Below are 24,550 nucleotides of genomic sequence, written 5' to 3' on the forward strand. Positions count from 1 at the left end.
ATCAGCTATAACGCATTGAGTAAAGAACTTAGTGACTTGGTCACTTCATTAAAATATCGTTTTCTGCCATAACCCATCACCCAGCGGATACCAGATGTCGCATTGGTGATAAAAACTTCATCGGCTTCATTTAAAACCTCAGGGTTGATTTGTGCTTCTATAACAGGGATCTGGTTAGTTTTGGCCACTTTCATCACCACATTACGCATTACCCCGGCTACACATCCTTCTGATAGCGCTGGGGTATAAATTTGCTTGTCATAAACAACAAATACATTCGAGCTGATGCTTTCACAAAGAAAACCATGCTGATTTAAAATAAAAGCTTCATCCAGCCGGTTCTGTTGTTTATATAAACCAGCCATCACATAAAGCAATGAGTTACTGGTCTTATAAGTAGAAAGTTTGTTGACCGGTTTAGTGATTTCATCATATACATTGATAATCAATCCCTTTTTATTCAGTTCATAACCACCCGGAGCCATTTGTCCGGCTTCGAGTATATAGCCCGATTTATTACTGTCTGGTGTATATAATCCCTCACCCTCCCGGTAAACAGAAAGACGGAAACGTACATTATCTTTCAGTTTATTCCGCTTACTCAGCTCTGCGGTTTTCTGTTTCAGGAAATAATCATCAAACAAAATCCCGCCGTCCATCTTCAACGCATTCATTCCCGCCTGTAAACGATCAGCATGCAATTCAGCAAATTTCAGTTTGCCTCCAGACATCCGCATAGATTCAAACAGGCCGTCACCATACCTGAAGGCCCTGTTTTTGGCTGTCAGAATGGCTTGGTCTGCCGCAATGTACTGATCGTTATGTAAAATATATTCTTGTTGCATTAAATTCTTATTGCTGTACGATGTAGTTTCTCCATTTGTTAAGTACAGAATCGAAATCAGGAGGCAATGGTGCTTCAAATTCCATGTATTCTTTTGTCGTCGGGTGTATAAAACCTAATGTCTGCGCATGCAAAGCCTGTCTTGGTAACATTTCAAAACAGTTGGCAACATATTGTTTATACTTTGTAAACGTTGTTCCTTTCAGGATCTTATCTCCGCCATAATTCGCATCGTTAAATAAAGGATGACCGATATGCTGCATATGTGCACGGATCTGGTGCGTCCGCCCTGTTTCAAGCTGACAGCTGATTAAAGTTACATATCCTAAACGTTCTAAAACGGTATAATGCGTAACTGACCACTTTCCTTTTTCTTCATCATCATAAACGTCCATGACAATTCTGTTTTTGGCGCTTCGGCCGATATATCCTGAAACTGTTCCGTTTTCTTTGATATCTCCCCAGGCTAATGCAATATATTTCCTGGTGATACTATGGTCAAAAAACTGCTTGGCCAGTTTAGTCATGGTGATTTCGTTCTTACTGATCAGCAATAAACCTGAAGTATCTTTATCAATACGGTGTACCAGTCCAGGTCTCCCTTCATTACCGGGTAATTGCGGCAATTGTTCAAAGTGGAAAGCCAGTGCATTGACTAGCGTCCCTGTATAATTATTAAATCCCGGATGCACAACCATTCCTGCTGCCTTATTCACAATAAGCAGGTCATCATCTTCATAGACAATATCTAATGGAATATCTTCAGGATAAACTTCTGTATCTCTTGGCGGATGAGGAAATACAATAGAAATCTCATCTGCTGGTTTAACCTTATAACTAGCTTTTACTGTTGCTTTATTCACCAGTACATTTCCTGCTTCAATCGCATTCTGTATGCGATTTCTTGAAGCATTCTCCATACGGTGCATCAAAAATTTATCTACCCGCAATAAGGACTGCCCTTTATCTACAACAATATTAAAATGTTCGTATAAATCCTGCTCTTCTAATTCCAGTCCGTTGTTATTGTTTTCCATTATTTATTTTGTCAAATTTTATGGATAAATACACGGTCTGTCAAATTAAAAGAATTGACCCTATACTAATTCCATTTTACAAAACTAATCTTTAACTATTACATTTCTGAAAGAAATTAGGTCTGCAACGCGCAGAATCTATATTAATTTACACGATAAGTCGTTTTATAACTTTTTTTTGACTGAATATATCCCGAAATATCCCCCACCTTGGCTCCGCTTGTATCAGGACAGCTAAGCAAAAGCTTTATATTTGCCAGATGTTTACAGATCTGCACAGTCCTTTACAACAATTAAAACATGATGCTTTAACCCAGCTTTGGGTCAAAAGGGATGATTTAATTGATCCCTATATTTCGGGAAATAAATGGCGTAAACTGAAATATATTTTACAGGATGCTACCGCAAAAAAGAAAAAACACCTGGTTACTTTTGGCGGAGCTTATTCTAACCACCTTGTTGCTACAGCATCGGCAGCTGCCAGATCCGGATTAAAAGCTACGGCCTTTGTCAGAGGAGAAAAAGTAAACAATGAAATGCTGGTACTTTGCGCTTTATATGGCATGGAGTTGATTTTCACAGATAGAGAAACTTATAAAGATAAAGTTGCCTGTTATACTGACTATTCCGCAGCACATCAGGACACCTATTTTATTGATGAGGGCGGAGCTTCTGCAGAAGCAGCTTTGGGTTGTGCAGAAATTATTACTGAAATCCCGCAGGATACAGCTCATCTGTTTTGTGCAGCAGGAACAGGTACAACGGCAGCCGGTTTATTGCAGGGGATTCAAAAAGCGGGTCTAAAAACCAGGCTCCATGTAATCCCCGTTTTGAAAGGTGGTGAATTTATCAGAGAAGAGATGAGCAGTTATGTCTCTACAGCTGATGAACGGCTGATTTTACATACAGACTATCATTTTGGTGGTTATGCAAAGACAAAACCAGATTTACTGGATTTCATCAGGACTTTCACAGCTCAGCACGGGCTGCTGACAGACCCGGTTTATACAGCAAAAATGTTCTTTGCAATTGATGATTTAGCACTTAAAAATTATTTCGGTAAAGACGAGAAAATTGTGGCTTTACATACCGGCGGATTACTCGGAATTATGGGCATGAAAGATAAACTGGTTCTATAAAAGAAAATTTAAAAAAAGGCTAATTATATTTTCTTGTCGTTGCGGTGGATTTTTTATTATTTTAGTTAGCAATATCTAATATTCTAACCAAAGCTAATGTATGGGCCGGAGACGCTTCCTCTTAATTTTTTGTATTCTGGCAATTTTCGTGTTTGCAATTGTGCAATGTACACAAGTAAAAAGTAAAAGTAACGATAGCAGGGGACCAGCCTATGCAGGGAGTGCTTCTTGTGTAAGCTGTCATAAAGACCTTACAGAATCTGCGGTCCACAATTCTCATTTTAAGGCTTCAAAAATGCTGACTGAACCTGGCTCTGCCGATAGTCTGCACATACCTGATGGCGAGTTTGTTTTTAATGAGCAAACTAAAGTACAGGTAAAAAACCGTGCCGATGGCCTGTATCAATCTGCCCTGATCAATGGGGCCGATAAAAAAACAGAGCATACAGATATGATTTTTGGCGCAGGAAACAGTGCCTATACTTTCGCATTCTGGTATGGTAAACAACTGATGCAAATGCCGTTGAACTACCTGACCAAAGGACATCAATGGGTAAATAGCCCGGGTTTCCCCGACAACCAGATTTATTTTGGCAGACCAATTGTTTCCCGTTGTTTAGAGTGCCATAGCTCCTTTGCAGATAAAAAACTGGTACAGGGTCCTAATTTTTCGATAACAGAAGAATATGTTAAAAACTCTATTATTGCTGGTATAGATTGCGAACGTTGCCATGGTCCCGCAGCTCAGCACGTAAACTTTCATCAGCAAAATCCTACGGTGAAAACGGCTAATTTTATGGTGAGTTATAAAAAGCTGGCCTTAACACGAAGAGTAGACGTTTGTGGGGTATGCCATTCAGGAACAGCTATCCGGACGGTGAATTCTACTTTTGGTTTTAAACCTGGGGATACCTTAACAACACTTCCTCAATATAGCGCTTATAGAGGAGAAGATCCGGATGTACACGGTAAACAAAAACAACTGCTTGAGGCTAGTAAGTGTTATAAAATTGGTAAGGCAGAATGTATTACATGCCATGATGTACATGAGAACAATAAACTTAATGCGGCAATTTATTCTGTTAAATGTATTAGCTGCCATCAGGAGGTGAAACATGAAACATTGAAAGAGAAAAACAAAGCTATACTGGCAAAGAACTGTATCGACTGTCACATGCCGATCAAAGAATCTCATGATATTGGTTTTCAGATGAGCAACAGTAAAGAAAAGGTTCCCTATAGCATACGCACACACCGTATTGCAATTTATAATGATCTGGTTAAGAATAAATGATACCGTTTCGGCCCGAAATTTACTTTCTTCGTCTGAATCGTGTCACGAAAATCATTAACATTTGTGGCTATAAATTATTATTTCTGATAAAATCATACTTTAAACAGTTTAAACCTTGTTTTTGGTTTTTTAGTCAAAACAGGCCTTAAACTTGTTATTCAGGGGCATTTTGTTAAATTTGGATAAACCAAAATACAAGAATTATGTATCAACTTACTGTAGCCCCAGAGCAGGTTAATGAGATTTTAAGTCAGCATGTTTTAGCTGATGGACTTGATTTGACCTATGACATGGGACAAAGTCAGGGAACATACATTTACGACTCAAAGTATAAGCGAACGCTACTGGATTTCTTTACTTGTTTTGCATCTGTTCCCCTTGGATATAATCATCCGAAAATGGTTAATGATGCTGCCTTTACACAAAGTCTTTTGCAGGCTGCACTGGCTAACCCTTCAAATTCTGACGTTTATACGCAGCAATATGCTGAATTTGTAAAAACTTTTGGTGCAATCGGTATCCCTTCTTATCTCCCCCATGCTTTTTTTATAGCCGGTGGTGGGTTAGCTGTCGAAAATGCAATTAAAGTTGCAATGGACTGGAAGGTTCAGAAGAACTTTGCCAAAGGATATCAAGAGGAAAAAGGGTTTAAAGTATTGCATTTCGAAAAAGCCTTTCACGGCAGAACAGGTTATACTTTGAGCTTAACCAATACATTACCCGATAAGACTAAATGGTTCGCCAAATTTGACTGGCCAAGGGTTTCTGTCCCAACGGTGAAATTCCCACTGGAAAATGACAATCTGGCTACAGCTATCAGCACTGAAGAGTTATCTATAGCTCAGGTTAAACAGGCATTTGCCGATTATAAAGATGATATTTGTGCAATCATTATTGAACCGATACAATCTGAGGGTGGTGACAATCATTTACGTGAAGAGTTTTTAATTCAGCTCCGCAGCATTGCTGATGAGAATGATGCTTTCCTGATTTACGATGAAGTACAGACTGGTGTTGGCCTGACTGGTAAATTCTGGTGCCATCAGCATTATGGTGAGAATGCCCGCCCCGATATTATTGCTTTTGGTAAAAAAATGCAGGTATGCGGAATATTAGTAGGCAACAAGGTTGATGAAGTGGAGAACAATGTTTTCCGTGTTCCCTCAAGAATTAACTCTACCTGGGGCGGTAACCTTGTTGATATGGTCAGATCGACAAAGATCCTGCAGATTATTGACGAGGATAAGTTATGTGATCATGCTGCCCGGGTTGGTGCCTATCTGAAAGAGAACCTGGAAGGACTGGCTAAGAAGTTTGATAAAGTAAGTAATGTACGCGGTAAAGGTTTACTCTGTGCCTTTGATTTACCCAATGGAGAAATGCGGAATGCATTTATTAAAAAAGGTTTGGAATATAATGTGATGTTCCTGGGTTGCGGACCACAAACAATCCGCTTCCGCCCCGCCCTGATCATGGAGAGAAGTCATATCGATCAGGGACTGGATGTAATGAATAAAGTGCTGGCTGATTTATAATATATAATGCGAAATAGAAAGATTAATATTTTCCTGGGTGTACTGGTTTTTGTTTTGGTCATCTGGATGCTTAAGGGTACGTTTTTTCAACCCGGAACCGGCGATCTTAAAGCCGGTTTCAAGGAGGTTGCTCATTACAGAAATGAGAATAATACAGGACCGGTTCAATATGTGTTTGCTGTTACCGTAAAGGATACGATCTGGTCGGAAATGGAAACTTATGGAAATTATAAACCACACCATAAAGGTGGAAATACGAAGGTTTATTTTTTTATGGAAGGGACAGAAGTACCGACAGAGTTAGGCGCAGGAAGTGTTAATTTTGATGGGAAGTTTGATAAGGGGTGTGTAGGGTTGTACGAAAAAACAGCCATTGGTCACACGAGTATCACCAAACAGCCATTTAAATAAGTTCCCGGGTTTTTGCAGGGAAAATAGAAATAAAAAAGGCCAGTTAGTTTTCTGAACGGCTTTCACCGCGAAAAGCGCTGAAAAATGTTCAGAAAACTAACTGGCCTTTTTTATTTTCCATAGGATTCCTTCTTCCCCGGAAAATCCCTGACTTGATTTCAATGGAATGTTTAGTGAATCCGCGTGTTTGGGGAGGAGACAAATAGATGGAGCAGATTGGGCGGATAGATAGATAGATAGATAGATAGACGACTAAAGACGACTTAGAAGGACTGGTGCAAAAGGGATTTCGATGAACCAATGAACCTATGGGTCCATTGGTTCATCGAAATCTATCTGTAATGACATAACGTTTGGATAAAACTCCAGGTTATTATCTGATAAACGTTTTCCAACACGGTAGGGCTCATAGCCAAGTTCTTTGATGCAGCGCTGAGGCATTGTGTCACTGATGTACATGCTTTGAGATTTTACAGTAACGACAAGGGCTGGTTTATCCATTGGCATATGATACCGGAACATGAGCCTTGAAGCATTACGCAGGTTTGTGGTTGTGTGCCTGGCATGTGGCTCCATCAATATAGCACTTTCAGGGATTTGTAAAGTACGCATTAAGAAGAGCTTCATCTCGTTGGCTTCGCTGTATTTTGTTTTGTAAGGGTGTACTCTACCACCCGAAACCATGATGTAGGGAGCAACCTTGTTTTTATATTGTTCTGCTGCCAGACGACATCTAAGCATTCCCCCCGGACTGAGTTCAGTATCATGTTCCTCAGGGCCTTCTCCAGGGACAAGGATTAAGCTGTATGGGTAGGATTTGAAGTTTGTGCTCTTTATGGATAAGATTGCTGCTTTGTTTACGGTACTGGCCATTGGCTCGTAATCAGCAGCGTCATTACGTTCGTTGATTTCCAGGGCAACAAGGGCAAATTGCATCGAAGGTTCAAAGAATAGGGCGTTTTCTTTGTCAAGGCTCAATCGGGCATTGGTACGCACTAACTCAGGGTAGTTTTTATCTTTCACATCAAAACTGATAGAGTCTATTGCCGGGTAATTAGGTTTTTGGCCGTTTACATATACATTGATGACATGATTGATCGCATTGGCATCTTGTTCCCAGGCCTTGGTTAAGGTTTCTACAGGTTTCAGATTTGCATAGAGATTATAACAGCCAGAAGGGATAAGCTGATTGCTGACCAGAGAGTGTAATGCATTGCTACCACCTCCTGATGTAAAAAGGGACTCCAGACGCTTACTGACAGCCGATACCTCCTCAGGGCCAAACTGGATAGCTGTAGTTAAACAGGAGGAGCTATTAGTACAATTCTTTATAGCATCTTCTGTTTTTGCTTTTTTGTTATTCAGCAGTTCAGTTAAGATAGGGTCCCTCTGAAGGAGAGCTCTTACAGCAGGATCTTTCTGAAATAAAGTGAGCAGGTAGTAGTTTTTATATTGAACCGCATTGTGAGTGCTTTGAAGAATATACTGACTGTCAGGATGCTGGTTTTGAGCCGATACATGGATAGCAATTAAACAACTGCAGAACAGAAGGAAGGAGAATTTCATAGTTTTTTTTGAAGGTATTAATCTTGACAGATATATTGATTACTGCCACGATTTTTTTAATATTTGTTAAACCATGCTCAATGAGCCTATCAGCCGAACTTCTTATATTAGGTTTTCCTAACAATGGGATTAACTTAACATTTTCGCCAAAACTACCCGGCCAGTGTTAGCTGTATCTAAAAATAGTGTTAACTCTATTTATCAGAGGTAACAATTTAGCATCACCAGGAATAATAGAAGCAATGGCAATTACTATGACTATGATCTTCACAATCAGAGCTATACAAAAAAGGCAATGCTGTAGGAGTAAAACTGCTCCTTAATGGAACAATCACAGTATACAGTATTGCCTTTATTTTATAAGATACGCCCTCAGGACATCAGCTTAAGATGATGATTATTTTAAGAGTTGCGCAAGTTTAGCATGCAACTCCTCACCTCTCAGGTTAGTCGCTACGATTTTACCAGCAGGATCAACTAAGAAGTTTTGAGGAATTCCTCTTACGCCATAAAGTACAGCAACCTCGTTATTCCAGAACTTCAGGTCAGAAACCTGCGTCCAGACTAAACCATCTTTTTTGATAGCAGCCAACCATGCATCTTTTTTGCCTTCCTGATCTAAGGATACACCAATAATAGTGAATTTTTTGTCCTTGAATTTATTGTAAGCAGCAACCACATTAGGGTTTTCAGCTCTGCATGGTCCACACCACGAAGCCCAGAAATCTATCAGGACATACTTACCACGGAAACTTGATAATTTTACAGGTTTGCCGTTTACATCGTTTTGTGTAAAATCCGGAGCCATTACCCCTACCGATGTACCACGTACAGCATCTATAGCTTTCGCAAAATCAATGCCCGCCTGTGTAGTACGCACTCTTTCTGAAAGACCTTTGTAAACAGGCTCTATTTCAGCAACATTGATGCTCTCTCCCGCCAACTCACGTAAAGCTAAAAGACTGAAGTAAGAATCAGGGTTTTCTTTGATGAAAGCCGATTGAAGGATATTCATCTCCAATTCTGCCTTCTCATATCTTTCTTTCAATGCTTTATTGAAAGCCTCATCTTTTTGTTTTGCTTCAGGAGCATCCCCGTATTCTTTATTGATCGCCATTAACTTGGCAAGAGGGCCAGCTACATATTTCATGTAATTTGCATTCTCATCATTTAATTTTGAACCACTAACTACCAGTGTGTTTAAAGAGTCTTTCGCAGATATATTAATTGTTGATGGCTCCAGGTACACAATCGCATTATCTGCTGATCTGCCCAGCTTTCTTAAGCCTTCACCCTTATGGTCAACAATAATTCTCGCCATAGAAGGGCCTTCAACTTTTCCCTTAAATGTAAATACGCCCTTATTAACTACCGCAGAATCCAAAACGGCACCATCGCCCGATCTGTAAGTAAGATATACTTTTGCCGGAGCATCCAATGTTCCGATTTTTCCATTCAATGTAAAATCCCCGGCCTGAGCGAACAAACACGCAGGGGTAGTCATTAATAGTGACAGCACTAATCTTTTCATTTATTTTATTTTTTAGGTGTTAGTTATTATATACCGGCATGTTTATTCAGACGAAATTGCTTCCTGTACCATACCTTCCGATAATTCAAAATTACAAGGAAAATATCGGACGCTGCCCCATGTAACCAAAATATAACGGATTATTTTTCTATAACGTATTCACCAACCCAACCTCTTTAAATTCAAATGATATTTGTTTAAACAAAAGCCGAAAATCCAGTTATTGCACGCCCCACAATTAAAGAGTTAATTTCTTTAGTTCCCTCATAAGAATAAATAGCTTCTGCATCGGCCACAAAACGGGCAACATCATATTCAAGCAGAATCCCATTTCCACCCATAACCTCTCTTGCCCTGCTCACCACATCACGGGTCCGCAACGAACAAAATACTTTAGCCAATGAAGCATGTTCATCTGTCAGCAGTCCCTGATCCTGCAATTGGGATAAACGGAAACATAAGGTTTGCATAGCCGTCAGATTAGACAGCATTTCTACCAGGTGGTTTTGAATAAGCTGGAAAGAAGCTATAGGTTTACCAAATTGCTTACGGGTCCTGGTATAGGCCAGTGCACTTTCATAAGCCCCGCGTGCACATCCCACAGCCTGCCAGGCTACACCTGCCCTGGTCATTCTCAGGACTTTGGCCGTATCTTTAAAGGAATTTGCATTTTGTAAACGATCTTCCTCATCTACCTCACAATTGGTCAGCGTGATTAACCCGTTCTGCACAATTCGCAGAGCCATTTTGTCGTGCATTTTTTCTACAGCAAAACCTTTGTTTCCTTTTCTGATCAGGAAGCCTTTTACCTGATTATCATCCACATCTCTGGCCCATATAATGGTCACATCCGAGAAAGTAGAATTTCCTATCCATTTTTTCTGACCGTTCAGAATCCATTTACTTCCCTGCCTTTTAGCTGTGGTAGTTAATCCTCCCGCAGCCGCAGAGCCAACTTCAGGTTCGGTTAAACCAAAAGCACCGATGATTTTCATCTGCTGCATAGCTGGCAGCCATTCCTGTTTCTGAGCCTCTGAACCTAACAGATAAATTGAGCCCATAGCTAAACCACTCTGTACACCGAAAAAGGTTGACATTGAAGTGTCAATCCTCGCCATTTCCATGGCCAGCATACCCTCCATCACATTTGATTTACCAGGACAACCGTAGCCCTGATAAGTCAGTCCGCAAATATTCAGTGCTGCAATTTTAGGGATCAGTTCAAAAGGGAATTCAGCTTTCAGCCAGTATTCATTGACCAGAGGTTTAACCTCCTTCTCTAAAAATGCACGTACTTTTAGCTGGAGCGCACGGTCTTCTTCATTTAATGCGGTATCACCCAAATGATAAAAATCACCATTAATAGGCGGAAGCTCCTTCTTTTTGTGAGGGGTTCCCAGCATTTTCATTAAACCTGAAAGCTGCGTTTCATCCAGACCCGCAACTGAATCCACTATCTTTTTAAGATCTACCTTTTTAGATAGTGCATCCAGTTTTTCGAGGTCCACACTTTGGAAAAGTGTATAAGCATTTTTTATTTTAGAGAATATACCTGCCATAATTGAAACTGTTTTATCTATAGAACAGCAAATGGCCGATTTTGTTCCCTAACGCAGATCGAAAAGATTATCCACACCCAAAAGTTTTTTGGAAGTGAAGCCTTCTGCATAGGTCGCCCCAATAGGTTTACCCATTTCTCTGGCACGAGCAATTACACTTTCAAAAAATTCTGGTGAAGAAATATAAGTCACCGGTCCATCCAGTTCTGGATTTTTGTTGAGCTCAGGACTATGGAACTGTGTTTTAAAAGCCTTGATAGAAAGAATTTTAGTTTCTATATAAGGAGTGATATCAACAATAATATCAGGTTTAATGTACGTATCCTGAATATACTGTAAGAATAAACGTGGTCTCCATGCTTCCTGAGCTATACCATTCTCCATGGTCTTAACTTTTGGCAGCCCCGACAAGAAACAAGAATCACTCGCTAAAGAAGCAGCCCTTCCATGATCAGGATGACGGTCATGTACCGCATTACCAAATACAATCTCAGGCTGATACTTACGGATCATTCTGATAACTTCTAATTGGTGCTCTTCATCATTTTTGAAAAACCCGTCTTTGAACCTTAAGTTTTCACGGGCATGCAGACCTAATATTTTTGCTGAATCTGCTGCTTCTCCATCACGCGTTTCAGCCGTCCCCCTTGATCCTAATTCCCCTCTCGTAAAATCAATTATCCCAACTTTTTTTCCCTGGGCTATATGTCTTAAAATTGTTCCTGAACATCCTAATTCGGCATCATCCGGATGTACAGCTAATACTAATATGTCTAATTTCATTGTTTTGTTTTATGATTGCTAAGCCTGCGCTCAGAGCTTTATAACAGGCGCTGAATTTTCTTTCTGACCTTTGAGGACAAAGGTTTGGTGAAAGGAAAAAAGTAGTCTACTACTTCGCCATCTTTATTGATCAGATATTTATGAAAATTCCACCTTGGAGTGGATTTGATATGACCGTTTAGGTCTTTATTGCTTAAGAATTTATAAATCGGATTAGCTTGTGAACCACGAACCATTATTTTCTCAAATACAGGAAATTTAACCCCATAATTCACTTCACAGAACTCGTAAATGGCACTTCCTACCAGAGGCTCCTGCCCGCCAAAATCATTGGACGGAAATCCAAGAACTTCAAACTCTTCGTTGTTTAATGAATCCCTGAGCTCTTGCAGTTCTTTTAACTGGGGGGCGAAACCACAAGCTGAAGCAATATTTACGATCAGGAGTACTTTACCTTTATAATCAGCTAATTTTTGATCTTTTCCATTGATTAATTTTGCATTGAACTGGTAAATACTCTGAGGGTTTTCTTCCATGTTTATTGACGATAAAATCCTGAATTCTGAATAATAGATTCGATATCTCTTTCTTCTTCAGCGTTATAAGTACTTTTTAAATTATGTCCTACTACTCTCGCAACGGACTGATAGATAAAGGCTTTGACACCTCCTTGTGTTTCTTTAACAATTTCGTAAGTGGTACGCCCTACTTCTCTGTCAATGAGTTTAGTAAGAATCTGTCCCTGGGTAATAGTCAGTTCCTTAATCTCTGTATTAAACATTTTCTTGATTTCAGCATCACAGGCCTTGACCAGTTTTTTATGCTCTTTGCGATCTGTGGTTACAGCCAGGTCACGCTCCAGCTGCTCATATCTTCTTTTTGCAAAAAGGGCATAAGGCATAACTTTTAGTACATTGTAACGGAGTCTGTTGAATGCTGCACGGTCTGCAGGGGTTTTAAAAATCCTGGCACCGTAGATAACCACCTCATTAAGAGGTATCCACGGGATCATTTCACCATCTTCGTTAGTTGAGGCTACTCTGATGGTATCATTTTTGCCTCTCACAGGAAACCTTACAGGCACAGAATTATCCTGCGCCTTTAGTTCACCTACGGCAATAATGACAAATAACAGAATAAATACACTGCAAAATTTCATAAATTTATACTCCCACGAAGTTAAAGCAAATTTAATACATTAGGTTTATAACTAAATCTAATATATTCTTAAACGATTAACAAGCAATAATTATTACGAAAATAATACAAATGAAGAATACCTTAGTGATTGATTTAGAAGCAGAAAAGCAAGAAATCCTGAAGAGATACCGTGCACTCTTGCGTGCCTGTAAGCCAACATTACAAAAAGGAGATAAGAAAGAAATCAGAAAAGCATTCGATATGGCCCTTGAAAGTCACAAAGATATGCGCAGAAAATCTGGTGAACCTTATATTTATCACCCTATTGCTGTGGCTCAAATCGCTGCTGAGGAAATCGGGCTCGGCACAACATCTATTGTATGTGCATTACTCCATGATGTAGTAGAAGATACGGAGATCACACTCGAAGATATTGAAAGAGAATTTGGAAAGAAAACTGCCAAAATCATTGACGGTCTTACTAAAATAGCAGGTGTATTTGATTATAACAGCTCTTTACAAGCCGAGAACTTCAGGAAAATGCTGCTTACCCTGGCAGATGATGTAAGGGTGATTTTAATTAAACTGGCAGATCGTCTTCATAACATGCGTACCATGGATTTTATGCCAAGGCACAAGCAGTTAAAGATCGCATCCGAGACTATTTATCTGTACGCTCCTTTAGCACACAGACTGGGTTTATACGCTATAAAGTCTGAACTGGAAGACCTTTCCATGAAGTATCTGGAACCGGATACCTATAAATTTATCGCAACCAAACTGAATGAGAAAAAAGCAGAGCGCAACCTGTTTGTGAAGCATTTTGTTGATCCTATCAATGAGATATTAGCTGAACAGGGTTTTGTAGCCAGTATATATGGCCGCCCTAAATCTATCCATTCGATATGGAACAAGATGAAAAAGAAAAATATTCCTTTTGAAGAAGTATATGATCTTTTTGCAATCCGTATTATACTGGACAGTTCCCCTGAAAATGAAAAAGCAGATTGCTGGAAAGCCTATTCCATAGTTACAGATTTATACCGTCCAAATCCGGATCGTTTACGCGACTGGGTCTCTTCCCCTAAAGGAAATGGTTATGAGTCTTTGCACACTACAGTAATGGGCCCTAAAGGCCAGTGGGTAGAAGTTCAGATCCGTACACAAAGAATGAATGAGATTGCAGAGAAAGGTTTTGCTGCACACTGGAAATACAAAGAATCAAGCAATGACAATGGTCTGGATCAGTGGATTATGAAAGTCAGGGAGATGCTGAACAATCCGGAAGCTAATGCACTTGACTTCCTGGATGATTTCAAAATGAACCTGTTTTCGGACGAAATCTTCATTTTCACACCAAAAGGGGCATTAATACAACTTCCATTGGGTGCAACCGCATTAGATTTTGCATTTGAGATCCATACCGATGTAGGCGCAAAATGTATAGGCGCTAAAGTGAACCACAAATTAGTACCACTTTCCTATAAACTGCAAAATGGAGATCAGGTAGAGATTATCACTTCCGGTAAACAAATACCAAAAGAAGACTGGCTGAATATTGTTGTAACGGCAAAAGCCAAATCGAAAATCAAGTCTTCACTAAAAGAAGAGAAAAGAAAGATTGCAGAGGGTGGAAAAGAAACACTGGAACGCAAGCTGAAATCTTTAAAGATCACTTACAATACTGACAATCTGAATAAATTAAGTTATTTCTTTAAACTGGCTTCCACACAAGAACTTTTCATAGCTGTAGCGACCGGGAAGATCGAATTGAAAGACTTAAAGGAATACCTGGCCAGCGAAAAAGAAATTGAAAACAGAGGTACCGAGCAGCGGAATGACGGGCAGCAGATAGAAGCCCTGTTAAATAAAGTCAAAGGTCCTGAATCTGATATTTTATTGATTGGTGAAGATCTTCAGAAAATTGACTATACACTTGCAGCCTGCTGTAACCCGATTCCCGGTGATGACGTATTTGGTTTTGTAACGGTGAGCGAAGGCATCAAAATACACCGTACCAATTGTCCGAATGCCGCACAGCTGATGGCCAACTATGGCTACAGGGTTGTGAAAGCCAAATGGAACAAACAGCAGGAACTTACTTTCCTTACCGGATTACATATTATAGGTATTGACGATGTAGGCCTGATTAACAATATTACTAAAGTAATCTCCGGTGATTTTAAAGTGAATATGCGTTCTATTACCGTAGATACAGATAATGGTATATTTGATGGTTCAATTATGATCTTTGTAAATGATAAGGAGCATCTTGACAATCTGATCAAAAATCTTTTAGAAGTAAAAGGTGTAACAGGGGTCACACGTTTTGATGCTTAAAATTAACTAAATTTAAAAAACTGTATAAGTTTATCTGTTTTAACAGCTTGTGAGTCAAAACCAAGCAATAAACAGATAAATTTTAAACAGTTTCATGGGGTTCTATATAAAAAATGATACCTTTGAGAGGAGTTTTAAAACTATGTCTACAAACCATAACAGCGAGTTGGTTAGAAAAATATTCGAAGCTTATCTCGAAAATAAAAGTCTGAGAAAAACGCCGGAGCGTTTTGCCATCTTAGAAGAAATCTATTCCAGAGATGATCATTTCGATGTAGAGACCCTCTACATCCATATGAAAAATCAGAAATACAGAGTAAGCAGGGCTACCGTGTACAATACACTGGAGTTACTTGTTTCTTGTGATCTGGTTACTAAACATCAGTTTGGGAAAAACATGGCCCAATTCGAAAAGTCTTACGGTTACCACCAGCATGATCATGTGATTTGCATTGATTGCGGTAAAGTTGTTGAATTCTGCGATCCGAGGATCCATCAGATTCAGAGCATGGTTGGTGATTTGTTGAAATTCGAAATCAAACATCATTCTCTAAACTTATATGGCAGTTGCTTCGATTGTTCAGCAAAAGCATCTATCAAACAAAAAGAGGATATCAAACACGCAAGTTAAAAAACACAATTATAATCTTTTCTTAAATAAAAATAATGACGCAAGTAGACGTGCTTCTTGGCCTGCAATGGGGCGATGAGGGCAAAGGAAAAATTGTTGACGTATTATGTCCGCAGTATGATTTGATAGCTCGTTTTCAAGGCGGACCGAATGCCGGCCACACCTTAGAGTTTGATGGCAAAAAGTTTGTTTTAAATACTATTCCATCTGGTATTTTCAACAAAGACACCATGAATTTGATTGGTAATGGTGTGGTAGTCGATCCCATCATTTTAAAAAGAGAATTAGATAACCTGAAAACTGCGGGTCACGATCCTATTGCTAATGGCAAACTGGTGATTGCGCGTAAAGCACATCTGATTCTTCCTACTCACCAGCTTTTAGACGCTGCCAATGAGCAGAAAATGGGTAAAGATAAAATCGGTTCGACACTAAAAGGTATCGGCCCGACTTATATGGATAAAACCGGACGTAATGGTTTACGTGTTGGAGATACTACTTTACCAGATTTCAAAGAGCGTTACAACAAACTGGTTACTAAACACAAGGAATTACTTTCTCATTATAATTTTGAGTATGACCTGACTGAAAAAGAAGCTGCTTTCTTTGAGGCGATTGAATTTATCAAAAACATCCCTCATGTTGACAGTGAGCACTTTGTAAACGGTTATCTTAAAGAAGGCAAAAAAGTTCTTGCTGAAGGTGCACAAGGAACATTACTGGACATTGATTTCGGTTCTTATCCTTTCGTAACTTCTTCAAACACCACTACTGCCGGTGCTTGTACTGGTTTAGGTATTGCACCAAACAAAATCGGAAGTGTGATCGGAATTTTCAAAGCTTACTGCACCCGTGTAGGAAGCGGACCTTTCCCTACAGAACTGGAAGATGAAGTTGGAGAAAACCTGCGCCAGGTAGGCCACGAATTTGGTGCGACTACAGGCAGACCACGCCGTTGCGGATGGATTGACCTTCCTGCCCTTAAATATGCAATTATGCTGAATGGTGTTACTGAAATGGTCATGACTAAAGCTGATGTATTGAGCGGATTTGATACAATCTATGCTTGTACACATTATGAGCACAATGGTGAAACGATTGACTACATGCCGTACGATATCATTTCTATCAAGCCTACACCAGTTGTTAAAGCAATTGAAGGCTGGAAAACTGACATTACTAAAATCACGGAAGTTGATCAGATCCCTGCTCAGCTTGCCTCTTATATCGCTTTCTTAGAGAAAGAATTAGAAGTACCAGTAAGATACCTTTCTGTTGGTCCTGATAGAGTACAAACATTGATTCTTCCTTAAGCAATCAATAGATATAAAAAAGGCGGCCTTAAGAGCCGCCTTTTTTTATTTAAGGATTAAAATAGCCTAATACTACAATTTTCAAACAATGAATCCTCAGGAACTAATTTCATTTAAACAAAAAGCTTTACAATGGGCAAATCAGTTTGAAGTCTGCTGTTGTTTTGATTCAAATGAATATACCGATCCTTATTCCAGATATGATTTCCTGCTTGCTGCCGGAGCTAAACATCAGCTCAATGCGGCCACAGGCGATGCTTTTAAAGCACTACAGACATTTTCTCTAAAACATCCGGGCTGGTTGTTCGGTTTACTGAGTTACGATCTTAAAAATGAAATAGAGGACCTGACTTCTGCTCATGAAAATAAGCTTGATTTTCCAGACCTGTTTTTCTTTGTCCCGCAATATCTCATTGCCGTTAAAAATGGCAATATTGAAATTCTGGCAGGTACGCCCGATCTATTAGACACCATCCATAAAATCCGGAAGTCCGCATTTTCATCTCCGGCCCCGCTAGAGATGAAACCTAAAATGAATAAAGAAACTTATTTAGATAAGGTCAATGAATTAAGGGCACATATCGCAAGGGGAGACATTTATGAAGTTAACTTCTGTCAGGAATTTTTTGCAGAAAATGCTTCCATAAACCCTTATGAGGTATACCTGAACCTGAATGAGCTATCCCCTACCCCATTTTCAGGATTCTTTAAACTTGACAGCAATTATATCCTTTCTGCAAGTCCTGAACGCTTTATGTGTAAACGCGGGAGCAGATTAATTTCCCAGCCTATCAAAGGAACTGCTAAACGAAGTAAGGACCAGACAGAAGACGAGCTGATCAAAATAGCTTTAAAAAATGACCTGAAAGAACAAGCCGAAAATGTAATGATTGTTGACCTGGTCCGGAATGATCTGACAAAAAGTGCCGTCCCCGGAACAGTTCAGGTTGATGAACTTTTTGGCATCTACAGTTTTCCACAGGTACACCAGATGATTTCTACCATAAGCTGTGAGCTGGATCCCGCACTGCATCCTGTTGAAGCTATACAGCGCACATTTCCAATGGGATCTATGACCGGAGCACCCAAACTAAGGGCTATGGAATTAATAGAAGAAACCGAATGCAGCAGAAGGGGAATGTACTCTGGCACTTTTGGCTATTTTGATCCAGAAGGAGATTTTGATTTTAATGTAGTTATCCGCAGCATTCTCTATAATGAGCAAAAGAATTACCTGTCTTTTCAGGTCGGCGGGGCAATTACTTTCGCTTCTTCTGCAGAAGCGGAATATGAAGAGTGTATGCTGAAAGCTTCAGCAATAATTAAAACGCTAAAAGGGTCGCATTAACGACCCTTTTATATGATAATCAATCACAATTCATAAAGCAGTTTTTTTCTGACAAATAATATCCCTCAATAGTTGCTGCAATCTGATTAAACTTACTATCTGATTGGTTTTCCCGAAGGAGAATTAAAATATCTTTTCGCTTCTGGCAGATCTCTCTGAATCTGAGCAATCCTTGTCGCATCAGCGGGGTGAGTACTTAAAAACTCAGGTGGTTTCTGTGAAGACTGGCTAACTGCAGCCATTCTCTGCCAGAAATTAACTGCATTCGCAGGATCATAACCAGCCATAGACATGAAGATCAATCCTAAATGATCAGCTTCCAGTTCCTGCGTCCTTGAATTAGGCAGCAAATAAAACCCTTGTGCACCAACACCATAAATCTTACTGATTGCCGCTTGTGTAGCCTCAGACTGACTGCCGGTCGCAGCACCTAATAAACCTCCCACACCTTGTGCCAATGCGGCTTTAGAAGCACGTTCTGATGAATGCTGTGCTATAGCATGGGCAATTTCATGTCCCATTACCGTTGCCAGTCCTGCATCATCCCTGGTTACAGGAAGAATACCTGAATAAACAGCTACTTTACCACCCGGCATACACCAGGCATTGACTTCTTTACTGTCAATCAGATTAAATTCCCAGCGAAAGCCCTGAATCTGTGCAGCATAACCATTCGCATTCATATATTTTGTCACTGCAGCCGCAATCTTCTCCCCTATTCTTTTGACCCGCTGTGCATCAGCATTATTTAAGATCTTAGTATTCGGGTCTTTTAAAAGTGTAGTATAACTTTGTGCAGCGGCAGTCTGCATTTCACTTTCATTTACAAAACTTATTCTGTTTCTCCCTGACAGGGGAACTGTAGAGCACGCATAAGCCATAGATACTACAGCAGCAATACCCAGCAACGTTAATTTCTTCATCGGTTTTTAGTTAATAGTTGTTTTCTTCTTAAACAGATAAACTTTAGATTCTTTGCCTTTAAGTAAGCGCTCCAGATTTTTCTGGTGTGTCACCAGAATTAAGATACACACACACATCCCATACAGCACTTCAGACTTAATGGTAGAATGCAGTATAAAAACAATCCCTAATGGAAAAGTAAATCCTGCACATATAGAACTCAGAGATACATATTTTGTAACCAGAAGCACCGCCACAAAAACAAGAACACAAAGCATAGCTGCCGGGAAGTTAACTGCCAAAATCATTCCAAAAAGCGTAGCAACCCCTTTACCGCCCCTAAAACCGGCGAAGATAGGGAACAAATGGCCCATAACAGCAGTTACGCCCAATGCAAGCTCATAATTAACAAACTGAGAAGAATTATGGGGTCCGGTTACAGACAGCCCTATAAAATAGGCAAGTTTTGTAGCAGTGTACCCTTTAGCAATATCAATGGTCATTACAGCCATACCAGCTTTTTTTCCCAATACACGGAAAGTATTTGTCGCACCTGCATTTCCACTGCCGTATTCTCTTACGTCAATACCATAAAATGCCTGTCCAATCCAAACCGCTGTCGGGATAGACCCGCAGAGATAAGCCAGAATGACTGCAGAAATAGAATAGATAGATATCATACCTTAATAGGCTTTTAAACTCAGGTCTAAACTCTTAACTGAGTGGGTCAATGCGCCCATAGAGATATAATCAACTCCGCAGGCTGCATATTCAGCTATACTTTCTTCGGTAATCCCACCAGATGCTTCCGTAGTAAACCGATGATCAATCAGTTTCACAGCCTGTCTAAGGTCAGCAAAGCTGAAATTATCCAGCATAATCCTATTTACCATTCCTTTTTCCAGTACCTGGTTCAATTCTTCCAGGTTTCTTACTTCAATCTCTATTTCAAGATTTTTACCATTATCTGCAAGATACTGATTAGCTGCGATAATTGCATTAGCAATTCCACCAGCATAATCAACGTGATTATCTTTGATCAGGATCATATCATACAATCCAATCCGGTGATTTACCCCACCACCTATTCTGACCGCCCATTTTTCAAGGTATCTCATTCCAGGTGTAGTTTTCCTGGTATCCAGTATTTTAGTTGGGTAGGACGCAAGCAATTGCGTAACGTGATGAGTTTTGGTTGCAATACCACTCATTCTCTGCATACAATTTAACACTAGTCTTTCGGCCAGCAAAATAGAGTGAGAGCTGCCACTAACTGTAAAAGCGATATCACCGTATTTAACTTCATCCCCATCTTTCAAAAAGACTTCGGTCTGTAACGCTGAATCTACCTGGCTGAAAATTTCAAGAGCAAGTTCTACTCCGGCAAGTATACCATCCTCTTTAACCAAGAGCTTTGCTCTCCCCTGGGTTCCGGCAGGGATGGTAGACATAGAGGTATGATCACCATCACCAAGATCTTCGGCGATAGCATTTTTTATAAATAGGTCTATTAATTTCTTATCCAAAACATGTATTTTAGATCAAAAATAGCATTTTTACCTAAATTTGCATTACTATTTATCCGGTTCAATCCGTAATTCAGTGATAAAAAAGGTGTTAGCTGTTTTTTTGAGTGTAATAGCTACCCTGAATTTTCCGTTTTTTGTACTCAGGGAAAGGATTCCGAAGCGATAATTTGGATTGGTATTAATGAGGTGCACCACTGTTGAATTAACAGGGGCATTTTTAGTGAAAAATTCTCTGACTATCTGTTCAGCCTGCGCTTTGGTATATACGTCTTCTTCCTCATTGATCGTTAATTCTACAGATGGGGAAAAATTTTTACTGATTTCTTTTGAATTCCCAGCCTTAAATAAAGTTGATAATGAATCAACAATATCCCCTTGAAATAACCCAGGATTAAATAGCTGGGTAAAAAAAATCAGTACCGAAAGTAAGGGTCTAATCATATTCTAAAGATAACAAATATTACGCACACAAATTATGCCATTAAGCGCTTAAAGATTATAATTTTAAATAATCAGACTTTCACCTGTAGGGGAATAATTTAAACTCTGATCCTAAACCTGATACAGGCACTCCTGCTAAAAAGAAATAGCTGTCACATTCTTGTTAGAAAAGCTATTTACCCTCAAAAGCACAAATCTGTAGCCTGTATTTATCCGGAACGCCAAACCCGGAAAGATTGTACTCCAGGCCATACAAATATCCAAAGTGTGTATAAATTACATTTAGATTTCTTATCCAAAATCAATAAGAGTTATATTTGTTTGGCCCCGGCTTCAAATCAGGATATAATCTGAAAGAAACAGGATGCCCTTACATTATTTATCGGCGAAATATCAATTCAATTTAAATGAATAATAAAAAAGTGATGCTCCTCATTCTTGATGGATGGGGTTACGGAAAACAGGACAATTCGGACGCTGCATATGCAGCAAATACACCTTTCTTTGATTCTTTATTAAAAAACTATCCTAATTCAAAGCTGGAAGCATCTGGTGAGGCAGTAGGTTTACCAGCCGGCCAGATGGGCAATTCGGAGGTTGGACATATGAACCTTGGTGCAGGAAGAGTCGTTTACCAGGAACTGGGAAGAATCAATAAAGCAATCAGCGATGGTTCCATTCAAACCAACAAGACCTTAGTCGATGCATTTGATTATGCAAAGAAAAACAATAAAGCAGTTCATTTTATCGGATTAGTATCTGATGGTGGTGTACATGCGCATATCAATCACCTGAAAGGCTTATGTGATGCCGCAAATGAACAGGGGCTGAAAGATGTTTTTGTACATGCTTTCTTAGATGGCAGGGATACAGATCCAAATTCAGGACTGGGTTTCATTAAAGAACTGGATGATCACCTGAAAACTTCTACAGGTCAGATAGCCAGTTTAATTGGCCGTTACTATGCGATGGACAGAGATTCACGCTGGGAACGCGTTAAACAGGCTTACGATTTGTTAACTAAAGGCGTTGGTGCGCCTACACAAGATCCGTTAAAAGCGATTGAGCAATCTTATGCAGATGGCATTACGGATGAGTTTATTAAACCGATCGTAGTTACAGGTGAGAATAATCTGCCATTGGCAACTATTCAGCCTGATGACGTTGTGATCTGTTTCAACTACAGAACAGACAGGGGCCGTGAAATCACAGCGGTACTGACACAACATGACTATCCTGATTTTGAGATGCATAAATTACCGTTATATTATGTAACGATGACTACTTATGATGAAAACTTTGAAAATGTAAAAGTTGTTTTCACTAAAGATGACCTGACAGAAACTTTAGGAGAAATCTTAGAGAAGAATCATAAAAATCAGATCCGTATTGCAGAAACAGAAAAATATCCACACGTAACCTTCTTCTTTTCAGGTGGCAGGGAGCTGGCTTTTGAAAACGAGAAAAGATTAATGATCCCTTCTCCAAAAGTAGCTACTTATGACCTTAAACCAGAGATGAGTGCGCAGGGAATTACAGATGCCATTACACAAGAGCTGGAAACAGGCTGGGCAGATTTCATCTGCCTGAACTTCGCTAATCCGGACATGGTTGGACATACAGGTGTTTTTGATGCCGTTGTTAAAGCAGTAGAAACAGCAGATCGCTGTGCTGAAGCTGTAGTGACCAAAGGTCTTGAAAATGGGTACGCTTTTATCATTCTGGCAGATCATGGAAACTCAGAATTTATGGTCAACAATGACGGTTCAGTAAACACAGCACATACAACCAATCTGGTTCCTTGTATTTTAGTAGGAACTGATTACACGGCTATCGCTGACGGTAAACTGGGTGATATTGCACCAACAATTCTGAAGTTAATGGGAATTGAGAAACCTGAGATCATGACTGGAAATTACCTGGTATAATGAAGAAACTGTCATTCTTTTCTTTAAGCATTTTGTTTTTTGCGGCCTGTAATCCTGCAGCGCCCAAAAAACAGCATGTTTCATTAACCTATTTTGATCTGAAAGATTATATCGCAAAAGAGGCTAAACGTCTTACTGCATTAAATCCTGAGATAGATAAAACGGTTATTGTCAACAACGCTAAAGAACGTAAAAAGTTAAAGATTGCTGACTGGCCAAAAGAGCTCTCTTCTTTTTCTGATGCTGACATTAACAAATCTGCCTGGCAGGGATTGTTTAAATCAGAAAAAACAAAAGACTCAGAAACTTACCTTTCTGACAATGAAAAAGTACCGGTAAAGTATTTAAACATCAGTTATAAAAACGGTAAAATCTACGGGATTAAGTTATTGATCAGCAATACCAATTCATTGTACACTTCTAACGATACACTCTCTTATTTTCCTGATAGTCTGTATGAAGTTAAAAAGATACAGAACATCAGGTTACTGAAAGGAAAAAGCTATACGATCACAGGAAGGTTCAAGTAAAAACATAAACAATAAAAAAAGCCGGAAACACATGTTTCCGGCTTTTTTTATTCCCGACTGATCACTGATCAATCTGGTTTAATTCATTTATTTCAGGCTTGCAATCTGTGCTTTAACATAGTCTATCAGTGAAATGATATCCTTACGTAAAGGCTGAACAGTTAAGACCTTTTGAAAGTCTGACACCGAATTGTTAAATAATACAATACAAGCATCTTTATCTACACGTTTTTTAATCTTATAAGATTTATAAATAGCATAGTCTTTATAAGCCAGCCCCCTGTTTTGCAATAACTGAGTATCTTCCTCCCCATTGATCTCAATGGCTTTAGTAAAATCTTTAATCGCCGACTGATAGAAAGTATCGCGCATTTGATTTAAAGATTCCTTAGGGTCATTGGCCACATTTTGTCTTGCTTTACCTCTATAATAATAAGCAGAATAATCAGATGGTTTAACAGTAATCAATCTGCTGTAAGTCTCAATAGAACTCTCAAAATTACCACATTGAAAATAAGAATATCCCAGCATCTTCAATACACTCGGATTATTCGGGGTTTTAGCATCGGCCTTCTCTAATTGAGCTACTGCTCCTTTATAGTCGCCCTTCATCATTGCCTGCATTCCTAATTTATCATAACTTCCGCTTTGAGCAAAGCTGACATTGGCAGAAACAACCAAGAATAGTATAAGCGCTTTTTTAATGTAGTTCATCAAATTTTATTTAATAAAGAATAAAGATATGAAA

The 24,550-nt window shown here is 39.4% G+C and carries 23 protein-coding genes; 10 read left to right on the forward strand and 13 right to left on the reverse strand.

The annotated features are described in order from the left end of the window. Positions 1 to 5: 5 nt before the first annotated feature. Both HDE68_RS24995 and HDE68_RS25000 read right to left on the reverse strand, forming a co-directional pair. Positions 6 to 845 (reverse strand): aminotransferase class IV, encoded by an 840-nt coding sequence (locus tag HDE68_RS24995; RefSeq protein WP_183885207.1) that lies wholly within the window; start codon positions 843 to 845, stop codon positions 6 to 8. A gap of 7 nt (positions 846 to 852) precedes the next feature. Continuing rightward, positions 853 to 1,881 (reverse strand): RluA family pseudouridine synthase, encoded by a 1,029-nt coding sequence (locus HDE68_RS25000; protein WP_183885209.1) that lies wholly within the window; start codon positions 1,879 to 1,881, stop codon positions 853 to 855. Between the two features lie 260 nt (positions 1,882 to 2,141). Between HDE68_RS25000 and HDE68_RS25005 the strand changes: the two genes are divergently transcribed. The 4 genes from HDE68_RS25005 (at position 2,142) to HDE68_RS25020 (ending at position 6,260) form a co-directional block, all read left to right on the forward strand. Then, a complete protein-coding gene (locus tag HDE68_RS25005) occupies positions 2,142 to 3,020 on the forward strand; it encodes a 1-aminocyclopropane-1-carboxylate deaminase/D-cysteine desulfhydrase (RefSeq protein ID WP_183885211.1) in 879 nt (292 codons plus the stop codon). A gap of 100 nt (positions 3,021 to 3,120) precedes the next feature. Continuing rightward, positions 3,121 to 4,314 (forward strand): multiheme c-type cytochrome, encoded by a 1,194-nt coding sequence (locus HDE68_RS25010; RefSeq protein WP_183885213.1) that lies wholly within the window; start codon positions 3,121 to 3,123, stop codon positions 4,312 to 4,314. A 203-nt stretch (positions 4,315 to 4,517) separates the two neighbouring features. Beyond that, complete coding sequence (gene lat, locus HDE68_RS25015; protein WP_183885215.1) at positions 4,518 to 5,849, forward strand: L-lysine 6-transaminase; 1,332 nt, start codon at positions 4,518 to 4,520, stop codon at positions 5,847 to 5,849. Between the two features lie 6 nt (positions 5,850 to 5,855). Next, positions 5,856 to 6,260, forward strand: a complete 405-nt coding sequence (locus HDE68_RS25020) for a hypothetical protein (RefSeq protein ID WP_183885217.1) — start codon at positions 5,856 to 5,858, stop codon at positions 6,258 to 6,260. A gap of 306 nt (positions 6,261 to 6,566) precedes the next feature. Here the strand turns inward: HDE68_RS25020 and HDE68_RS25025 are convergent, their stop codons facing one another. From HDE68_RS25025 to HDE68_RS25050, 6 genes are all read right to left on the reverse strand, one after another. Continuing rightward, a complete protein-coding gene (locus HDE68_RS25025; RefSeq protein ID WP_183885219.1) occupies positions 6,567 to 7,826 on the reverse strand; it encodes a YdcF family protein in 1,260 nt (419 codons plus the stop codon). Positions 7,827 to 8,223: 397 nt separating this feature from the next. Beyond that, complete coding sequence (locus tag HDE68_RS25030) at positions 8,224 to 9,357, reverse strand: TlpA disulfide reductase family protein (protein WP_183885221.1); 1,134 nt, start codon at positions 9,355 to 9,357, stop codon at positions 8,224 to 8,226. Positions 9,358 to 9,554: 197 nt separating this feature from the next. Next, positions 9,555 to 10,916: an acyl-CoA dehydrogenase family protein gene (locus HDE68_RS25035; protein WP_183885223.1), complete on the reverse strand. Its 1,362-nt coding sequence runs from the start codon at positions 10,914 to 10,916 to the stop codon at positions 9,555 to 9,557. Between the two features lie 48 nt (positions 10,917 to 10,964). Continuing rightward, positions 10,965 to 11,699 (reverse strand): bacillithiol biosynthesis deacetylase BshB1, encoded by a 735-nt coding sequence (bshB1, locus tag HDE68_RS25040; protein WP_183885225.1) that lies wholly within the window; start codon positions 11,697 to 11,699, stop codon positions 10,965 to 10,967. Positions 11,700 to 11,737: 38 nt separating this feature from the next. Beyond that, positions 11,738 to 12,235, reverse strand: a complete 498-nt coding sequence (locus tag HDE68_RS25045) for a glutathione peroxidase (RefSeq protein ID WP_183885227.1) — start codon at positions 12,233 to 12,235, stop codon at positions 11,738 to 11,740. A 2-nt stretch (positions 12,236 to 12,237) separates the two neighbouring features. After that, complete coding sequence (locus HDE68_RS25050) at positions 12,238 to 12,858, reverse strand: DUF4294 domain-containing protein (protein WP_183885229.1); 621 nt, start codon at positions 12,856 to 12,858, stop codon at positions 12,238 to 12,240. A gap of 110 nt (positions 12,859 to 12,968) precedes the next feature. On the opposite strand from HDE68_RS25050, the gene HDE68_RS25055 reads away from it, so the two are divergent. The 4 genes from HDE68_RS25055 to HDE68_RS25070 all read left to right on the forward strand — a co-directional run bounded on the left by HDE68_RS25055 (position 12,969) and on the right by HDE68_RS25070 (position 18,471). Further along, entirely contained in the window at positions 12,969 to 15,179 is a 2,211-nt protein-coding gene (locus HDE68_RS25055; RefSeq protein ID WP_183885231.1) for a RelA/SpoT family protein, read from the forward strand. Positions 15,180 to 15,321: 142 nt separating this feature from the next. Next, positions 15,322 to 15,810, forward strand: coding sequence for a Fur family transcriptional regulator (locus HDE68_RS25060; RefSeq protein WP_068402925.1), 489 nt, complete (start codon positions 15,322 to 15,324; stop codon positions 15,808 to 15,810). A 35-nt stretch (positions 15,811 to 15,845) separates the two neighbouring features. Next, the gene (locus tag HDE68_RS25065; RefSeq protein ID WP_183885233.1) at positions 15,846 to 17,123 is read left to right on the forward strand and encodes an adenylosuccinate synthase; all 1,278 of its coding nucleotides are present in this window, start codon (positions 15,846 to 15,848) and stop codon (positions 17,121 to 17,123) included. 88 nt (positions 17,124 to 17,211) lie between these two features. After that, positions 17,212 to 18,471, forward strand: a complete 1,260-nt coding sequence (locus HDE68_RS25070) for an anthranilate synthase component I family protein (protein ID WP_183885235.1) — start codon at positions 17,212 to 17,214, stop codon at positions 18,469 to 18,471. Between the two features lie 95 nt (positions 18,472 to 18,566). Here the strand turns inward: HDE68_RS25070 and HDE68_RS25075 are convergent, their stop codons facing one another. From HDE68_RS25075 to HDE68_RS25090, 4 genes are read right to left on the reverse strand one after another with little or no spacing between them, the layout of a single operon-like run. Continuing rightward, positions 18,567 to 19,394 carry a M48 family metallopeptidase gene (locus tag HDE68_RS25075; protein ID WP_183885237.1) on the reverse strand — a complete coding sequence of 276 codons (828 nt, stop codon included), beginning with the start codon at positions 19,392 to 19,394 and terminating at the stop codon, positions 18,567 to 18,569. Positions 19,395 to 19,400: 6 nt separating this feature from the next. After that, a complete protein-coding gene (gene plsY / locus HDE68_RS25080) occupies positions 19,401 to 20,054 on the reverse strand; it encodes a glycerol-3-phosphate 1-O-acyltransferase PlsY (RefSeq protein WP_183885239.1) in 654 nt (217 codons plus the stop codon). Positions 20,055 to 20,057: 3 nt separating this feature from the next. After that, complete coding sequence (nadC, locus tag HDE68_RS25085) at positions 20,058 to 20,900, reverse strand: carboxylating nicotinate-nucleotide diphosphorylase (protein WP_183885241.1); 843 nt, start codon at positions 20,898 to 20,900, stop codon at positions 20,058 to 20,060. 48 nt (positions 20,901 to 20,948) lie between these two features. After that, on the reverse strand, positions 20,949 to 21,344 hold the full coding sequence (locus HDE68_RS25090; RefSeq protein ID WP_221300953.1) for a DUF4783 domain-containing protein: 396 nt from the start codon (positions 21,342 to 21,344) through the stop codon (positions 20,949 to 20,951). Positions 21,345 to 21,751: 407 nt separating this feature from the next. Here HDE68_RS25090 and gpmI point away from each other — a divergent pair, with 407 nt between their 5' ends. Further along, entirely contained in the window at positions 21,752 to 23,272 is a 1,521-nt protein-coding gene (gene gpmI, locus HDE68_RS25095; protein ID WP_183885243.1) for a 2,3-bisphosphoglycerate-independent phosphoglycerate mutase, read from the forward strand. Next, positions 23,272 to 23,802, forward strand: a complete 531-nt coding sequence (locus HDE68_RS25100) for a hypothetical protein (RefSeq protein WP_183885245.1) — start codon at positions 23,272 to 23,274, stop codon at positions 23,800 to 23,802. The genes gpmI and HDE68_RS25100 overlap by 1 nt, the downstream gene beginning before the upstream one ends. Before the next feature lie 87 nt (positions 23,803 to 23,889). Here the strand turns inward: HDE68_RS25100 and HDE68_RS25105 are convergent, their stop codons facing one another. Further along, positions 23,890 to 24,516, reverse strand: a complete 627-nt coding sequence (locus HDE68_RS25105) for a tetratricopeptide repeat protein (protein WP_183885247.1) — start codon at positions 24,514 to 24,516, stop codon at positions 23,890 to 23,892. Positions 24,517 to 24,550 lie beyond the last annotated feature (34 nt).

Origin of the sequence: Pedobacter cryoconitis (assembly GCF_014200605.1) — a bacterium.
Classification (GTDB): domain Bacteria; phylum Bacteroidota; class Bacteroidia; order Sphingobacteriales; family Sphingobacteriaceae; genus Pedobacter; species Pedobacter cryoconitis_B.

Bases quoted from the DNA above. Each gene is read 5' to 3' on its own strand.
- HDE68_RS24995 (WP_183885207.1), bottom strand. From the start codon at position 845: ATGCAACAAGAATATATTTTACATAACGATCAGTACATTGCGGCAGAC.
- HDE68_RS25035 (WP_183885223.1), bottom strand. From the start codon at position 10,916: ATGGCAGGTATATTCTCTAAAATAAAAAATGCTTATACACTTTTCCAA.
- HDE68_RS25000 (WP_183885209.1), bottom strand. From the start codon at position 1,881: ATGGAAAACAATAACAACGGACTGGAATTAGAAGAGCAGGATTTATAC.
- HDE68_RS25025 (WP_183885219.1), bottom strand. From the start codon at position 7,826: ATGAAATTCTCCTTCCTTCTGTTCTGCAGTTGTTTAATTGCTATCCAT.
- HDE68_RS25055 (WP_183885231.1), top strand. From the start codon at position 12,969: ATGAAGAATACCTTAGTGATTGATTTAGAAGCAGAAAAGCAAGAAATC.
- HDE68_RS25105 (WP_183885247.1), bottom strand. From the start codon at position 24,516: ATGAACTACATTAAAAAAGCGCTTATACTATTCTTGGTTGTTTCTGCC.
- HDE68_RS25030 (WP_183885221.1), bottom strand. From the start codon at position 9,357: ATGAAAAGATTAGTGCTGTCACTATTAATGACTACCCCTGCGTGTTTG.
- HDE68_RS25010 (WP_183885213.1), top strand. From the start codon at position 3,121: ATGGGCCGGAGACGCTTCCTCTTAATTTTTTGTATTCTGGCAATTTTC.
- HDE68_RS25050 (WP_183885229.1), bottom strand. From the start codon at position 12,858: ATGAAATTTTGCAGTGTATTTATTCTGTTATTTGTCATTATTGCCGTA.
- gpmI (WP_183885243.1), top strand. From the start codon at position 21,752: ATGAATAATAAAAAAGTGATGCTCCTCATTCTTGATGGATGGGGTTAC.
- HDE68_RS25005 (WP_183885211.1), top strand. From the start codon at position 2,142: ATGTTTACAGATCTGCACAGTCCTTTACAACAATTAAAACATGATGCT.
- HDE68_RS25100 (WP_183885245.1), top strand. From the start codon at position 23,272: ATGAAGAAACTGTCATTCTTTTCTTTAAGCATTTTGTTTTTTGCGGCC.
- HDE68_RS25020 (WP_183885217.1), top strand. From the start codon at position 5,856: ATGCGAAATAGAAAGATTAATATTTTCCTGGGTGTACTGGTTTTTGTT.
- HDE68_RS25060 (WP_068402925.1), top strand. From the start codon at position 15,322: ATGTCTACAAACCATAACAGCGAGTTGGTTAGAAAAATATTCGAAGCT.
- HDE68_RS25075 (WP_183885237.1), bottom strand. From the start codon at position 19,394: ATGAAGAAATTAACGTTGCTGGGTATTGCTGCTGTAGTATCTATGGCT.
- lat (WP_183885215.1), top strand. From the start codon at position 4,518: ATGTATCAACTTACTGTAGCCCCAGAGCAGGTTAATGAGATTTTAAGT.
- HDE68_RS25070 (WP_183885235.1), top strand. From the start codon at position 17,212: ATGAATCCTCAGGAACTAATTTCATTTAAACAAAAAGCTTTACAATGG.
- HDE68_RS25045 (WP_183885227.1), bottom strand. From the start codon at position 12,235: ATGGAAGAAAACCCTCAGAGTATTTACCAGTTCAATGCAAAATTAATC.
- plsY (WP_183885239.1), bottom strand. From the start codon at position 20,054: ATGATATCTATCTATTCTATTTCTGCAGTCATTCTGGCTTATCTCTGC.
- bshB1 (WP_183885225.1), bottom strand. From the start codon at position 11,699: ATGAAATTAGACATATTAGTATTAGCTGTACATCCGGATGATGCCGAA.
- HDE68_RS25090 (WP_221300953.1), bottom strand. From the start codon at position 21,344: ATGATTAGACCCTTACTTTCGGTACTGATTTTTTTTACCCAGCTATTT.
- HDE68_RS25065 (WP_183885233.1), top strand. From the start codon at position 15,846: ATGACGCAAGTAGACGTGCTTCTTGGCCTGCAATGGGGCGATGAGGGC.